Below are 14,380 nucleotides of genomic sequence, written 5' to 3'. Positions count from 1 at the left end.
GTCAGTCGTACGGGGTGTGTGCCGTTCGCAAAGGCGCCCTGCCCGCGGGGAGGCTCGCGGGCAGGGCGCTGCGTGGGAACCGGAGCCGTCAGGAAAGACGGATGGTCTTCTTGTTGGCGAACTCGTCCAGGCCCAGGCGGCCGAGCTCTCGGCCGATCCCGGACGCCTTGACACCGCCGAACGGCAGGTCGGGCTGGCTGCGGATGAGGGTGTTGAGGCCGACCATGCCGACGTCCAGGCGGTCGGCTATGTCCGCGGCGAGGTCCGCGTCGCGGGTGAACACGGCGGATCCGAGCCCGAACCGGGAGTCGTTCGCGACCTCGACGGCCTTCTCGACGGAGTCGACCTTGTACAGGACCGCGACAGGACCGAAGAGTTCCTCGCTGTAGGCGCGCATCTCCGGGGTCACACCGGTGATGACCGTGGCTGGGTAGAACGCACCGGGGCCGTCGGGGACCACGCCGCCGAGGTGCAACTCGGCCCCCTTGGACACGGCGTCGGCCACCTGCTCGGCGATCTCCCGCCGGCCGGACTCGGACGCCATCGGGCCGATGCGGGTTTCCGGGCTCAGCGGATCGCCGGTGTTCCACTGCTTCGCGCGGGCGACGAACCCCTCGAGAAACCGGTCGTAGACATCACTGTGGATGATCATCCGCTTGGAGGACGTGCAGGACTGGCCGGCGTTGCTGAACCGGCCCGTCGCGGCCAGGTCGAGTGCGAGGTCGAGGTCGGCGTCGGGCAGGACGATGAACGGGTCCGAGCCGCCGAGTTCCAGAACGCACTTCTTGAGATGCCGGCCGGCCTGGGCGGCCACGATCTGGCCGACTTCCTCCGAGCCGGTCAGCGAGACGCCCCGGAGTCGGTCGTCGGCGATGAGGGAGGCGATCTGCGAGGACGACACGATGAGGTTCTCGTAGACGCCCTTCGGAGCGTTCGCGTCGGCGACGATGGCATCGATGAGCAGCGCCGTTCGGGTGCAGGAGCGCGCGTGCTTGAGGAGGACCGTGTTCCCGAGCAGAAGGTTGGGTGCGACGAAGCGCGCCACCTGGTACAGCGGGAAGTTCCACGGCATGATCCCGAGCACGGGGCCGGTGGGGGCGGTCTGGACGACGGCTCGTCCCCCGGCGCCGATCTCGATGACCTCATCGGCCAACAGCTGGGCACCGGCGCCGGCGTAGTAGTCGTAGATCGAGGCCGATAGGGCGACCTCGCCTTCGGCCTGGGCGAGCGGCTTACCCATCTCGGTCGCCATGGCCTCGGCGAGCTCGGCGCTTCGCTCCCGGTGGAGCTGGGCGATGCGGCCCAGGACAGTGCCCCGTGCGTCGGCTCCGGTGCGGGCCCAGTCGCGGTAGGCGTCGGTGGCGCGGGTGAGCGCCGCGGCGACCTCGGTGTCGGTCATCATCGTGTACTCGGCGAGCACCTCACCATTCAGCGGCGAGATGGTCTTGTACGTGCTCATAGCTGGCTTCTCCAAACCGCTTGCGGGGGGTGTGGTCAGACCACGGACGGGATCAGGACCTCGTAGCTGGGGTATCCCTGGGCTGCCTCCGCCTCGGAGATCGCGATGAACTTGTCGAGGCCGCCGACGTAGAAGTTGGCGGTGCGGGCCTTTCGCTTGCCGGGGATGTTGTTGCCGAAGATCCACGAGCCGGTCTCCAGGAACAGCGAGCCCTTGAGCTCGTCGAGGCAGGTCTGGAGCCACTTCTCCTCGGCCTCCTCGCGCAGCCAGATGGAGGCGCCCTGGGTGTCCTTGATGCTCTTGACGGCCTGGGCGATCCACTTGGCCTGAACGCCGATCGCAGAGGGGTTGTTCACGAACGGGCCGTTCGGGCCGAGGATCATGAACAGGTTCGGGAATCCGGACACGGTCATGCCCATGTGGGTGCGGGGGGCGTCGGCCCAGTGCTCCTTGAGGGTCTTACCGCTGATGCCGCGGATATCCATCTTCCGGTAGCTGCCCTCGACGGCGTCGAAGCCGGTGGCCAGGACCAGGACGTCGAGCTCGTGGAGGGCGCCGTCCTCGGTGACGAGGCCGCCCGCCACGAACTCCCGGATGGGGTTCTCCCTGATACTGACAAGAGTGACGTTGGACTGATTGAAGATCTCGAAGTAACCGGAGTCACAGATGGGGCGACGAGCGAACAACTCGCTCGGGGTGAGCTTGCGCGCCGTCTCCGGGTCCTGGACGGTCTCCCTGATCTTCCGCTTGATGAAGTCGGCGGCGAGCTCGTTGGCGGCGCGGTCGCTGGTGACGTCGCAGAAGGTCTCCGTGGCGAAGGTGTAGTTGCCGCCCTTGCGCCAGGCCCACTCGAAGACGGCCTCGCGCTCCTCCTCGGAGACGCTCCAGATGCTGCGCGTGGTCTCGTCGACACCGAAGCCGATCTTGGAGGTGCGGAACTCCTCCCAGCGGTCCTCGCACGTGGTCTTGAACTGCTCCAGTTCGGCGTCGGACCACTCGCGGTTTCCCGCGGGGACGCTGTACTGCGCCGTGCGCTGGAACGAGGTCAGATGGGCGACGGTCTTGGCGGCCTCGGTCATGAACTGGATGCCCGTGGAACCGTTGCCGATGACACCGATGCGCAGGCCGGAGATGTCGAGATCCTCGGGCCAGTCGGCGGTGTGGACGATGCGGCCCTTGAACCGGTCGATCCCGGGGAAGTCGGGGATGTTGATCTGGGACAGGAGGCCGGCGGCAGTGACCAGGAAGCGGGCGCGGAACTCGCCCTTGTCGGTGACGACGTGCCAGTTCGCGTTCTCCTCGTCGAAGGCAGCGCTGACCAGGGCGGTCTCGAGCTGGATGCGTGAGCGCAGGTCCCAGAAGTCGACGGCGTCCTCGATGTACTGGCGGATCTGAGGCCCGGGAACGTAACGAGTGCGCCAGTCGGTCCGCTGGAACAGTTCCTTTTCGTAGGGCAGCTGGTACATGAAACTCTGGGTGTCGGAGAGCGCACCGGGGTAACGGTTCCAGTACCAAGTGCCGCCAACCTGCGGCGCCTTGTCGATCGCGATCGCGTCGAGGCCGGCGTCGGCGGTGAGGGTGCGCAGTGCCATGACGCCGCCCATACCGGTTCCGACTACGAGTGCATCGATCTCACGCACGGTTTTTTCGTTGCCCATGTATTGCTCCTTTGCGGGATTTCGAGCACAGAAAAAGACTCGATCGGCAGGGTGAACAGCGCACAGGTCTGCGCGGCCATTGTTTCCCCGGGATCACCGGGGAGAGTCGAGCGAGATTTCGACAATGCGACGTTACGACTCGGAAATATTGAGCGCCAGACAGAATTGATGCGAAGGTCGCGAGCGATTGTTTCCGGAACTGAAATGATCAGTGCGGCTGCAAGGCCGCTCAGGCGGCGACCGCCGGTCGATTCTGGCGCAGATGGCGGCGCAGGTGTCCGAGTGCGGCTTCGACGGGCAGGGTGGTCGCCCCGGATCGCCACGCCACGCGGAGATGCACGTCGGGCACCAGTTCGCATTCGCGTTGAGCGAGGGGGAGGAAGACGACGTTGGGATTGGTCGTCGTGCGGGCGACGGACCGCAGGGCGAGATGACAGCCGACCTCGGCACCGACCAGCGCCAGACAGGAGAAGGTGTCGGGGGCGAACTGGACGTTGTTGACGCCGCCGGCGCCGTGCGCGTAGCCGAGGCGCCAGAGCCGGTCGGTGGTGACCGATCCGGTGGCGTAGGGCAGGGAGACGAAGGGCTCGGAGGCCACGTCCTGGAAGCCCACGACCTGGGAGCCGGCGAGGCGATGCGTCCGGGGCACCGCTACGACCAGCGAGTCCGCGATGAGGACCTCACTGTCGAGGCCGGGCGGCGGATTGTCGAAGCGGCCCAACCCGACATCCACCTCTTCATCCAGCAGGCGGCGGATCGTAGGCCTGGAGACGGCTTGCGAGGTCAGATCGAGGCGGATGCCGGGATGGTCCGCGCGCATGGCGCGGGAGAGGGCGGCCACCAGAGGATGCGCGGCGACCCCGCAGAACTCGACACGGACGATGCCGGATTCCCCGGAGACAGCAGCTCTGACGGCGGTTTCGGCGCAGGCGACCGCTTCGAGCACTTGACGGGCAGGTTCGATGAGAGCTCTGCCGGCCGGGGTGAGGGAGACCGAGCGGGTATTGCGCTCGAAGAGGCGGGTACCGAGGTCACCCTCGAGGGCCTGGATGGTCCGGCTCAGCGGCGCCTGGGCCATGAAGAGCTGCTCCGCGGCCCGACCGAAGTGCAGATGCTCGGCGACCGCGAGGAAAGCCTGAAGTTGTCGCACATTCACGGTCGCACACACCTCCGATTGCAATGTTCAGCACCCACCGTATACTAACGACCGTTAGTTCGCTAGAGTCGGCGTGAGGCAGTGTCGCCGACCCACGTCGGCCGCCCGTATGGCTGCATACCCCGCTGTCGGGCCGTCGCCGAGATTAATCCAGTTTCGACAACACACCGTTCCCAGTTCTGACGTATTCCGATCTGACGCGGTCGGACCCGTTGACGGACTGTTCGGCTGTCCTTACGTTTCATTTCACTTTCCGCACAAGCAGGTTTAGGCGGCCCGAGTTCCCGGCCACCGAATGTCTTCGCCCTGATCTGAGAGGGTTGAAATGTCTCTTGCAAGCAGCACCGAAACCCCGGCCGGAATCGCCGGTGGTGCCGGTGGTTTGCTCCTTGTCGGTCCTCAGCAATACCCGAGTCTGGAGCGGGAGCGGGCGCTGGCCGAGGAGTTCGGGCTGGACTTCATGGTGGCGCCGGACCGGAAGACGTTCCGTGCGTCGATCCCGGAAGCGACCGTGGTGATGGTGACCCCGTACGCGCCCGTGGAGGCCCAGGACTTCGCCGCGATGAAGAAGTGCATCGCCGTGGTGCGGTACGGCATCGGCTACGACAACATCGACGTGACGGCCGCCCGGACGAAGGGTGTGCCGGTCGCGATCGTGCCGGGTGCGGCGACCGAGGAGGTCGCGTCGCACGCGCTCACCATGGGGCTGCTGCTGGCGCGGCGCATCCCGGCGGGGCAATCGGCCATCGAGGCCGGCCAGTGGGCGGGCAGCGTCGGGATGGACACGCCGCGGTTCTCCCATCTGGACGTCGCGGTCGTGGGCATGGGCCGGATCGGCCGCCAGGTCGCCCGGTGGTACGCGGCACTGGGCACGAACGTCCGCGGCTACGACCCGTTCGCGACCTTCACCTCGGTACCGGCCGCGCCGCTGAGGGAACTGCTCGAGCAGTCCGACGTGGTGTCGCTGCACCTGCCGTTGTCGGCCGAGACCAGAAACCTGATGTCGGCCGAGGTCATCGGACGCATGCGGCACCGCTCGGTCCTCGTCAACGTCTCGCGCGGCGGGCTCGTCGACGAGGCCGCGCTGGCGGACGCGCTGCGGTCCGGCCATCTGGCGGGTGCGGGTCTGGACACCTTCACGACCGAGCCGCTGCCGGCGGATCACGTACTGCGCGGTGTGCCGAACCTGGTGATGACCCCGCACGTCGCGTGGCGGTCCGACCTGGCGATGGACGCGCTCCAGGAGGCCGTCGTGCTGCGCGCCCGACAGGCGCTGACAGGCCGGCCGTTGTCGGACCTGGTCACCTGACCGGACCGGCATCCCGCCACGGCCACCTCCCCCCACACCAGAACGTCTGTGCAGGCATCGGTGCCGGCGCAGCGAGCTCCACGCGGTGAGCCCGTACCTGAACAGGACGGCATCACTCGGGGAGGCGACACCTACACCCAACCGGCCCCGCGGTAGCTCGGTGGGCCTCACCAGGAAGAGAAACTCATGGCACGACACGAGCAGGTCCCCACTGTGAGTGGTGAAAGACGAAGGGCGGAGGTCGTGGACGAGCCGCGGCATCTGCAGGGCAACATGGGCGTCGGCGAGCTCGCCATGAGCGTGCTCGCGTTCTCCGCGCCGCTGACCACGGTGGCCGGGTTCATCCCGGTGCTGCTGATGTTCGGCGGCAAGACGGGTCCGGCGATCTACATCGTGGCGACGGTCATACTCCTGGTCTTCTGCGTCGGCTTCACGGTGATGGGCCGTGCCGTTCCGAACCCGGGCGGCTTCTACTCCTTCGTGACCCAGGGTCTCGGACGCCCGGCCGGTCTGGGCGGCGCGTTCCTGGCGACGTTCGGCTACTTCATGATCGGTTTCTTCGCTCCGTCGTTCTTCGCCATCACGGTCCAGAGCTACGTGGAGAAGAACCTCAACGGTCCTCACATCGCATGGGGCTGGTATGCGCTGGCGATCGTCGCGGTGACCACCGCACTGGCCTACCGGCGCATCGACCTCTCAGCGAAGGTGCTGACCGTAGTCATGGTGCTCGAAGTCGTCGCCGTTCTCGTCTTCGACGTCGCGTCGTTCGTCCACGGGGCTCCGTCCGGCACCGGGGGCGCCACCCTGAGCCTGCCGTGGCTCACCGACCCCAACATCGGTCTGGCACTCCTGTTCGTGGTCGGCAACTTCTTCGGGTTCGAGGCGACCGTCATCTTCCGCGAGGAGGTCAAGGATCCCGACAAGACCATCCCCCGGGCCACCTACCTGTCCGTGGCGGGCATCGGCGTCTTCTACGCTCTGGCCGCGTGGGCCTACATCGCCTTCACCGGCGCGGACAAGACGCAGGCGACCGCCACTGCCAACACCGGCGGAATGTTCACCGACGCGCTGACCGTGCTGGTCGGCAAGACCGTGGTCGACATCGTCACCGTCCTGCTGCTGACCTCGATCCTGGCGTCGATGCTGTCCATCCACAACGTCACGGCGCGATACATGTACTCGCTCGGCACCGACGGTGTGGTGCCGACGGTCCTGGGCAAGGTGCACCCCAAGCACGGGTCGCCGTATGCGGCCGCGTCCGTCATCGGCGGCCTGTGGGCCATCGGTGTGGTGCTCTTCGTGGCGCTGGGCAGCGACCCGAACGTCCTGTACGCCCGGGCGTCCGGCATCGGTTCCTTCGCGATCCTGCTGCTCCTGTTCGCGGCGAGTGTGGCGGTGTTCGTCTACTTCCGTCGCAACCCGTCGCGGGAACCTGTGTGGAAGACCGCCGTCGCACCGCTCGTGGCGGCGATCGGTATCGGCGTGGTGGCCTGTCTCGCGGTGGCGAACTACTCGGACCTGCTCGGTGGCTCCGGCTTCGTCACGTCGTTCTTCCTGATCTTCACATTCGCGTTGTTCCTGATCGGAATGGCCGTCGCGCGAGTTCTGCGGACTCGGCGTCCCGAGGTGTACCAGCGCATCGGCCGCCAAGAGCTGTGACGGCCTCCGCCTGCGACGCCGTGTACGTACGGCCGGGACACGACAGGCACTAGAAGGGGACGCCTCGTCCGACGATGTTGACGCTCGGCGACTCGCGCGACAGCAAACAGTCTGAGTACACGACAAGGAAGGTGCGGAACACCGTCCGGCGCCGCTGCCGAACGAGCTGGATGCACCGACGTCTTACGTCGGGGACGTCCACGAGCTCGGGCACCAGCGGCGCCGGATCCGCATCGGGAAACTTCTTCACTCACTACCCTAACGTCCGTTAGTTAGTTAACGTTCTTCCCATCTGTTGAACTTCTTCGCAGCAACCGAGGTAGCCATGAAAACTCCGGCAGAGACAGCGCCGAACCAACCGGCCGCCGCCGTCGGCAACGGGCTTCCGCTTCAGGTCGCGGTCATCGGCGCCGGCCCCAGCGGGTGCTACGCGGCCCAGGCTCTGCGCAAGGGACAGCCCGACCTCGAGATCGCGGTCTTCGACTCGCTGCCGACGCCGTTCGGGTTGGTCCGGTACGGCATCGCGCCGGATCACCAGGGCGCCAAGGCAGTGTCACGCCAGTTCGAGCGGCTCTTCGGGCAGCCGGGGGTTGATTTCGTCGGGAACGTGTCTGTCGGAACCGATGTGAGCTTCCGTGCGCTTCTGGACAACTTTCACGCAGTCGTGCTGGCAACCGGACTGGGGACGGACAGGCAACTGGGCATCGACCAGGACCCGGACGCTCGGGTCGTCGGCGCCGGTGACCTGATCCGCTTGTTGAACTCCGACCCGGACTCTCGCCTGCGCCACCGGCAAGCCGGTCCGGAGTGTCTGGGGCCCGAGGTCGTCATCCTCGGCACCGGAAACGTCGCGGCGGATGTCGCACGGCTGCTGGCCAAGTCCGACCTGGACTTCATCGCGTCGGACGTCGACGACGACGCGCTGCGCGCAGTGGCGCCGGACCCCGTGCGGACGATCCACATCCTGGGGAGGTGTGAGCCGCATGCAGCGAAGTGGGATGCGTCAATGGTCAAGGAACTCGCCGAGGTCGTCGGGGTCCACCTGAGCGTGGATGGCGTATCTCTGCTCGGCGGGCCCGCGGTGTCTCCGCGCACGACGGTGAACGTGCGGTTCCGGCAGGTTCCGGTCTCCATTCGCAGGCACGACGGCCGGGTCCGCGTGACGACCCGTCATGTGGAGGGCACGGCGCTGGTCGACCACCTCGACGCCGACACCGTCATCACGGCGCTGGGCTTCGACTCCCCTCCGGCACAGCCGGCACATGTCGCTGATCTGGAGGCATCGAACGTGTTCCGCGTGGGTGGTCCCGCCACCGGCCGCCTGGGAAACCTTGCGGAGAACCGGAAGTTGGCGGCATCTGCGGCGAAGTGCGTCCTCGAGTTCCTGCGCGGCCAGGAGCCGCAGCAGCGTACGGGCCTGTTCGGCCTCCGCGACCAACTGCCGGCCTCGACGGTGAGTTTCGAGGCGTGGCAGCGCATCGACGGTGCCGAGGTTCGACGCGCCCGGCCCGACAGGTGCCGAAGGAAGTTCACCACCAGGGGCGAACTCCTCGCTGCGGCGGCGGGTTCCGACGCCCTGGCTTCCATCCCGACGGCCACGACTGCGGCCATCGACAACACAGGAGAAACGGAATGACTGTCGTACACGTCCTGTACGGGACCGAGTCGGGCAACGCGGAGATGGTCGCCGACGACATCGTTGCCGCGTTCCGTGGCCAGGGGTTCGAGACAGTGACCGCGGAGCTGACCGACGTCGAGGTGTCCGACCTGGCTGCCATGGAGATCGCGGTGTTCGTCAGTTCCACTTACGGGGAGGGCGAACTGCCGGAGACTGCCGCGCCGTTCTACGACGCGCTCATGGCGGAGCGCCCCGACCTGACGGGTGTGCGGTTCGCGGCGTTCGGGCTCGGTGACAGCATCTACGAGACGTTCAACAACGCCATCGAGACCCTCCGTAGAGCACTCCTGGAGCTCGGCGCGGAGCAGATCGGTACCACGGCCAAGCATGATGCCGCGTCGACGACCCCGGCCACAGAACTCGCTGACGCGTGGACCCGGGACCTCCTGACCCTGATGCCCGCCTGACCTGGCCTTGTCCTGACCAGACCCGAAGGAGTGACGGAGATGAGTTTGACCATTGAGGACGCCTCGGCGATGTTCCCGTGGAACGACGAGGGATTCCGGGCCGACCCGTACCCGGCGTACGAGCGTGCGCGGGCGATCGCGCCGGTGCACCGGACGACGGAGAACACATATGTGGTACTGAACCACGCGGACACCATGCACAATGCGAAACTGCCGTGTATGCGGATTGCGGAGCCGCCGTCGTTTGCCGCCGCCGGCGAGCACCCTCATCCATGGACCGCGTTCGACAACACCGTCCTGTCCAAGGACGCGCCGGAGCACACCCGGATGCGGCGGCTGACGAATCGTTGGCTGACACCGAAGATGATCGGCACATGGGCGCGGCTGACGCATGACTTCACCGTCGAGACGCTCGACAAGCTCGCCCCGGGCGAGGTGGTGGACGCTCACTTCGACCTGGGCGTGATGCCCACCCATCTGACGATGTGCCGCATCCTCGACATGCCCGTGGGTGACGTGGAGGGGATGTTCTGGGCTCTGTGGGACGCGATGCTCATCAACGCGACCGCACCGGGTGAGGGGATCCACGCGAGGTCGCTGGCTGGGATGAACTTCATGTTCGCCGAGACCGAGCGGTACGTACGGGAGAAGCAGAGCGCCGAGGAGCCTGGAAACGGGCTGGTCGATGAACTACTCGCAGCCCACGGGCGCGGCGAGCTCACCTGGCGCGAGGTCCTGGAGACCACGGTGCTGCTGTACATGTCGGGCGGCCCGAACCCCGCCTACCTCATCGGTGCCGGATTCAAGTTGTTCGCCGAACGACCAGACCTGATGGCCGAGTTCAGGGAGAAGCCGGAGATCCGGGAGGCGTTCGTCAACGAACTGGCGCGGCTGAATCCGGTCGAACTCATCATCACACGGTTCCCGAACGAGGACATCGAGATCCAGGACGTGCGCATCCCTGCGGGGTCGTGCATCAAGTACCCGATCGGCGCCGCGAACCGGGACCCGGCGGTGTTCGAAAACCCGAACAACTTCGACCACAACCGCCCGCCGGAGGCGAGCCGGAACCTGACGTTCGGGCTCGGTACCCACGCGTGTGCCGGGCAGCTGTTGGCGCGGGCCGAGACCAGCGTGATTCTCGGCCTCATCGCCGAGCGGTACTCCTCGGTCGAGCTCGCCGGTGAGCCGCTGGAGGTCCGCACCGACCGTCTGGTCGCGTTCGACAAGCTGCCTGTCCGACTCTCCTGAGCCGGACTGCCGGTCCCTTACTTCGAGGAGCGGTTGAATCACTGCCGACCATGCACATCTCGGGCAACCAACCCTGCCGACGTCGCCCCGGTCTACCCACGCATGACCGGCAACTGACAGATCAGGAGTGCGAAGCGACGCCAGAGACGGCGGGGTGAACCACCGACTCCCCGAGTGGTGAACACCTCCGCCCCCGGCCCCGGTAGGAGCTGGGGGCGGAGGGCAGGTTTTGCACAAAGCCCTCTCGCTCCACCAAGCTTCATGACCAGCCCGGACTGCCCGTTGGCCCCGTACACGGCAAGGCAAGTACGGGGCCAACCACAGCACCAGGTGCTTCGGCAGGCGGGTCTTCGGCCTGACTCGGCTGGCAGCTCGCGGAGGCGACGCGCAGCGCCTGATTCCGGGACGGCGTCCCCGGGACGCGGCTCCGGCTGCTGGCGGGCCTCACCCGGCAGCAGCCGGAACGGAGCTGCGTGGTCTATCCGCCTGGTCGGCATGGCGTCTTCGGCAGACGGCGGTCGACCGTGACGTAAAACACCATGAATCAGCCTTTATGAGGATGTGCTCTCTGAAGCCAGGAGACAGGCCTGCGGCAGCAATAGGCCCCGCTTCCACCCCATGCCTGATCCCCGCCTTCTGGTTCAGTCCTGAGCAAGAGTCGCGCGGGCATCGCCCGCGGAGCGCCGTATTGCGGTGTCGGTCAGTTCTTTGACCCTGTCTGCGGGTACCGGGAGGCCCGGGGTCTCGGAGAACCAGCGCCACTTCTCCGCGTCGGTCAGCCCCTCGGGCTGTGCGGGCAGGTACGGCTGAACGTAGACGGGGTGCCTGGCTCGCTTCGCCAGCTGTCGGCGAGGCTTCCGGTGTCCACGGCGTCGTAACCCAGCGCGTCCAGCAGCTCAGCCACCTTCCAAGAACTCGCGCAGCTCCCGGCTGCGTCCGTATACCTCGTCCCCGGTTGCCCACTGGGGCCTGATTCCGGCGGTCAGCGCCCGTTTCGCCTGTGCGAGGGCGAGCGCCGGCTTGGTGGCGAATGCGTGATCCTGAGGGGAACCCGCCGTCGCCATCCGCGCCGGATCGGCGATCCAGTCGGCCTGCACGTACAGGTCCCGGTCGATGAGGGCGTGGCCCCGCTTGGTCGCGTACGTCGTGTACACCGCGACGATCACGTTCTCGGCCCGGCCCATCGTGCCGGAATACTGCCGGCCCATAGCCGCGGTTTTCGTCCCCTTCTTCGCCTGCCCCGTCTCGTCGGAGATCAGGACCCCGCCGTCGGCGCCGAGGTGCCGGGTCAGGAACGCGCGCACCACGTCTCTCGCGGCGTCCTCCTCCCAGCAGGCGCGTTCGAGCAGGTGGTCAGGCGGTACGGCCGGGGCCGACTGCCTCTGCGATCGACCAGCAGTTGCCCGCGACGCCCGGCATCAGTAACCCGCGCAGGTACAACACGCCGTTGGCCCGCAGGTCGCGGCGGCGGTAGACCGGCGCGAGGTCTGCGGCGAGTTCGGCGAATACCGTTTCCATCTGCTCGGGATCTGCACCGCGGTGCGGTGCAGATCCCGAGCCGTGGTCACCGTGTGTGGTGCCTGTCACCTCCGATACCGCTGGGCCACTGCCGCGAAGGCGGCCTTGGGTTCCCATTCCATGTCGGGGTAGGTCTGTCCCCGGTGCCCTTCGAGGAGTTTGACGATGCCCAGGCCTGCCCGGTCCAAGTCGTCCCTGGGGTCGCCGTCCGGGCGGTGCGGGTAGCCGGGCAAGGCGAACAGGAACACGAACGCGCTGTCCACGCCCTCGGTCTCGAAGATTTCCAGCAGTTCGCTCAGATATGCGGCCTGGCCGGCCTCGTCGCGCTCGTATATGCCGTTCAGTCGCACAGGGGCCTTGGTTTGTGGGTCGTGCTCGACCACTTCCAGCACCCGCCCGCCGCGGTCTCCCGCGCCGCGGTAGGCCGCGGTGCCGAACCCGGTGATGGCGAGCGGCTTCGGGCCTTGGGCCAGGGTGCGCACCGCGTCCCGGAACCGGTCGGCGACCTCGGCGGAGCGGATCAGCTCGTACGTCACGATGTCGAAGAAGGTCCAGTCGACCTGCTCGAACTGGATGGATGCGTAGGTGAGCTTGCCCTGGAAGCGCTCGCGGACCGTGGCCGCCGCGTCGCGGAGGAACGTGTTGATGCGCACACCGAGTTCACGCATCGCTTCGGCCCGTCGCTCGGGCCGGCTCATCAGTTGCTCGACCCGTCCCTCGGGGCTTTCTCCGGGTAGGAACCCGCGGTTCATCACGCTCAGCTCGACCCCTGCGACGAACACGACTGCGGCCCCCTGCTGTCGGAGCCGTTCCGCTCGCGCGGCGCAGTCGTGGAAGAGCGTGAGGATCTGCTCCGGATCCAGTTCCAGCGGATAGGGCGAGAACCAGACCTCCAGGCCGAGCTCGGCGGCGACACCGGCGGCCAGCTCCAGTCGGTCCGGGGCGCCGCCGATGATCTGGACCGCGTTGCAGTGCAGGTCGTCGCGGATGACGGCGAGCTCGCGCCGGACCACCGCGGTGTCGAAGTGCTCGCGGGATATACGGCCGTGCGCGACAAATCCGGTGTCGTAGGTCATTCCTCTGGCTCGCATGATGACGTCCTCTCTGTCAGTCGCGGGCGGGTCGAGGCTGACAGGAAAAGTGCGTGCGCGCAAGTTTGCGTGCACGCAGTCATGCGTGGGACGCTGACACCGTGACGACACCACCACCAGGGCTGCGGGAGCGGAAGAAGCAGGCCACGCGCGAGGCGCTACGCGAGGCGGCCCTGCGCCTGGCCGTGGAGCACGGACCCGACCAGGTGCGGGTCGAGGACATCGCCGAGGCGGCCGGGGTCTCGCCGCGCACCTACAACAACTACTTCGCCAGCCGCGAGCAGGCGATCGTCTCCGCTGTGACCGCGGACCGGGAGGCGCGGATCGCGGCGGCGGTCGCGGCCCGGCCTGCAGGAGTGCGCCTGGCTGACGCCGTCACTGAAGCAGTGGTCGAGCAGTACACGAACACCAGTGAGCGCGAACACGAGGCGCTGCTGCTGATCACTGCCCGGACCGCGCTGCGCGACGCTTTCCTCGACACCACCGCCGGCATCGAGCCCCCTCTCACGGCGGTGATCGCCGGACGCCTGGATGACACCGGAGCGCACACCGCCCGCGTTCTTGCGGCAAGCGTCGCCGCGGCGGTTCGCATCGCACTGGAAGGCTGGCTCCAGCCGACCGGGAACGCAGAGGCCGTCGGGAGTTTCGGCGCCGGAGGACTGGTCGTGCCCTCCGGCTCACTGCCCGACCAGCTCCGCGCGGCACTGGCCCCGCTCGCGCCCGCGTTCGACGCCGCCGAACGACGCACCCAGCCGTAAAGGCAACCCAACTGATCCGTAACATGCCGATGCACTCGGCCGTCACCATCCGAGTCAGCCGGTTCAACGTAGGTGACCCCGCGTCAGGTTGCGATGTACGGCTGGAGTATCCCGCCACCCGGCGAAAGGCCAGGTCAGACAGCGAAATCCTGCTGGAGTACCAGCAGGACCCTGTGGCCATAATCCGTCAAGCGATGTACGCCTGCGAAAATCGTGACATCATCGCCCCGCTTTCGAGCCCGTGAGTAAAGCAGGCATGCCTCTCCATGACGAGCAAGCGGATCCGTCTGCAGGAGCAGCGAAGCCAGAGCGCCTTGGTGCTTCCCCTCCATTGCCACCAATTCAAAGCAGGGCTTCGGTGTATTCGCAGTTGAGTAGGTTGTCCGGACGTAGGCACGGAGGCAGGCACAGCTTCCAAGAGCACGTGTGTGTCGGA

The 14,380-nt window shown here is 67.1% G+C and carries 12 protein-coding genes; 6 read left to right on the top strand and 6 right to left on the bottom strand.

All coding sequences use genetic code 11. The features are described 5' to 3' along the window. Window positions 1–88: 88 nt before the first annotated feature. The 3 genes from JIX55_RS49175 to JIX55_RS49165 all read right to left on the bottom strand — a co-directional run bounded on the left by JIX55_RS49175 (window position 89) and on the right by JIX55_RS49165 (window position 4,273). Window positions 89–1,459: an NAD-dependent succinate-semialdehyde dehydrogenase gene (locus tag JIX55_RS49175; RefSeq protein ID WP_257561397.1), complete on the bottom strand. Its 1,371-nt coding sequence runs from the start codon at window positions 1,457–1,459 to the stop codon at window positions 89–91. A 35-nt stretch (window positions 1,460–1,494) separates the two neighbouring features. Next, a complete protein-coding gene (locus tag JIX55_RS49170; RefSeq protein WP_257561398.1) occupies window positions 1,495–3,117 on the bottom strand; it encodes a flavin-containing monooxygenase in 1,623 nt (540 codons plus the stop codon). A gap of 229 nt (window positions 3,118–3,346) precedes the next feature. Then, a complete protein-coding gene (locus JIX55_RS49165; RefSeq protein WP_257561399.1) occupies window positions 3,347–4,273 on the bottom strand; it encodes a LysR substrate-binding domain-containing protein in 927 nt (308 codons plus the stop codon). A 325-nt stretch (window positions 4,274–4,598) separates the two neighbouring features. Here JIX55_RS49165 and JIX55_RS49160 point away from each other — a divergent pair, with 325 nt between their 5' ends. The 5 genes from JIX55_RS49160 to JIX55_RS49140 all read left to right on the top strand — a co-directional run bounded on the left by JIX55_RS49160 (window position 4,599) and on the right by JIX55_RS49140 (window position 10,577). Continuing rightward, window positions 4,599–5,582 carry a C-terminal binding protein gene (locus tag JIX55_RS49160; RefSeq protein ID WP_257561400.1) on the top strand — a complete coding sequence of 328 codons (984 nt, stop codon included), beginning with the start codon at window positions 4,599–4,601 and terminating at the stop codon, window positions 5,580–5,582. A 243-nt stretch (window positions 5,583–5,825) separates the two neighbouring features. Next, window positions 5,826–7,241: an APC family permease gene (locus JIX55_RS49155; protein WP_257561401.1), complete on the top strand. Its 1,416-nt coding sequence runs from the start codon at window positions 5,826–5,828 to the stop codon at window positions 7,239–7,241. Window positions 7,242–7,566: 325 nt separating this feature from the next. Next, window positions 7,567–8,877 carry an FAD-dependent oxidoreductase gene (locus JIX55_RS49150; protein ID WP_257561402.1) on the top strand — a complete coding sequence of 437 codons (1,311 nt, stop codon included), beginning with the start codon at window positions 7,567–7,569 and terminating at the stop codon, window positions 8,875–8,877. Further along, window positions 8,874–9,326 carry a flavodoxin domain-containing protein gene (locus JIX55_RS49145; protein ID WP_257561403.1) on the top strand — a complete coding sequence of 151 codons (453 nt, stop codon included), beginning with the start codon at window positions 8,874–8,876 and terminating at the stop codon, window positions 9,324–9,326. The genes JIX55_RS49150 and JIX55_RS49145 overlap by 4 nt, the downstream gene beginning before the upstream one ends. A 39-nt stretch (window positions 9,327–9,365) precedes the next feature. Beyond that, window positions 9,366–10,577, top strand: coding sequence for a cytochrome P450 (locus JIX55_RS49140; protein WP_257561404.1), 1,212 nt, complete (start codon window positions 9,366–9,368; stop codon window positions 10,575–10,577). An 896-nt stretch (window positions 10,578–11,473) separates the two neighbouring features. Here JIX55_RS49140 and JIX55_RS49135 read toward each other — a convergent pair. From JIX55_RS49135 to JIX55_RS49125, 3 genes are all read right to left on the bottom strand, one after another. Continuing rightward, window positions 11,474–11,926, bottom strand: coding sequence for an IS701 family transposase (locus JIX55_RS49135; protein WP_443046686.1), 453 nt, complete (start codon window positions 11,924–11,926; stop codon window positions 11,474–11,476). A gap of 4 nt (window positions 11,927–11,930) precedes the next feature. Continuing rightward, on the bottom strand, window positions 11,931–12,095 hold the full coding sequence (locus tag JIX55_RS49130) for a hypothetical protein (RefSeq protein WP_257561406.1): 165 nt from the start codon (window positions 12,093–12,095) through the stop codon (window positions 11,931–11,933). A gap of 65 nt (window positions 12,096–12,160) precedes the next feature. Further along, the gene (locus JIX55_RS49125) at window positions 12,161–13,171 is read right to left on the bottom strand and encodes a hypothetical protein (RefSeq protein ID WP_257569181.1); all 1,011 of its coding nucleotides are present in this window, start codon (window positions 13,169–13,171) and stop codon (window positions 12,161–12,163) included. A 116-nt stretch (window positions 13,172–13,287) separates the two neighbouring features. Between JIX55_RS49125 and JIX55_RS49120 the strand changes: the two genes are divergently transcribed. Further along, window positions 13,288–13,944, top strand: coding sequence for a TetR/AcrR family transcriptional regulator (locus JIX55_RS49120; protein WP_257561407.1), 657 nt, complete (start codon window positions 13,288–13,290; stop codon window positions 13,942–13,944). Window positions 13,945–14,380: the final 436 nt, after the last annotated feature.

The sequence above is a fragment of the Streptomyces sp. DSM 40750 genome, assembly GCF_024612035.1.
Classification (GTDB): Bacteria; Actinomycetota; Actinomycetes; order Streptomycetales; family Streptomycetaceae; genus Streptomyces.
Note: the sequence above shows the minus strand (reverse complement) of the source record. Positions and strands in the feature narration are given on the sequence as shown.

Bases quoted from the DNA above. Each gene is read 5' to 3' on its own strand.
- JIX55_RS49175 (WP_257561397.1), bottom strand. From the start codon at position 1,459: ATGAGCACGTACAAGACCATCTCGCCGCTGAATGGTGAGGTGCTCGCC.
- JIX55_RS49170 (WP_257561398.1), bottom strand. From the start codon at position 3,117: ATGGGCAACGAAAAAACCGTGCGTGAGATCGATGCACTCGTAGTCGGA.
- JIX55_RS49160 (WP_257561400.1), top strand. From the start codon at position 4,599: ATGTCTCTTGCAAGCAGCACCGAAACCCCGGCCGGAATCGCCGGTGGT.
- JIX55_RS49150 (WP_257561402.1), top strand. From the start codon at position 7,567: ATGAAAACTCCGGCAGAGACAGCGCCGAACCAACCGGCCGCCGCCGTC.
- JIX55_RS49145 (WP_257561403.1), top strand. From the start codon at position 8,874: ATGACTGTCGTACACGTCCTGTACGGGACCGAGTCGGGCAACGCGGAG.
- JIX55_RS49140 (WP_257561404.1), top strand. From the start codon at position 9,366: ATGAGTTTGACCATTGAGGACGCCTCGGCGATGTTCCCGTGGAACGAC.
- JIX55_RS49130 (WP_257561406.1), bottom strand. From the start codon at position 12,095: ATGGAAACGGTATTCGCCGAACTCGCCGCAGACCTCGCGCCGGTCTAC.
- JIX55_RS49125 (WP_257569181.1), bottom strand. From the start codon at position 13,171: ATGACCTACGACACCGGATTTGTCGCGCACGGCCGTATATCCCGCGAG.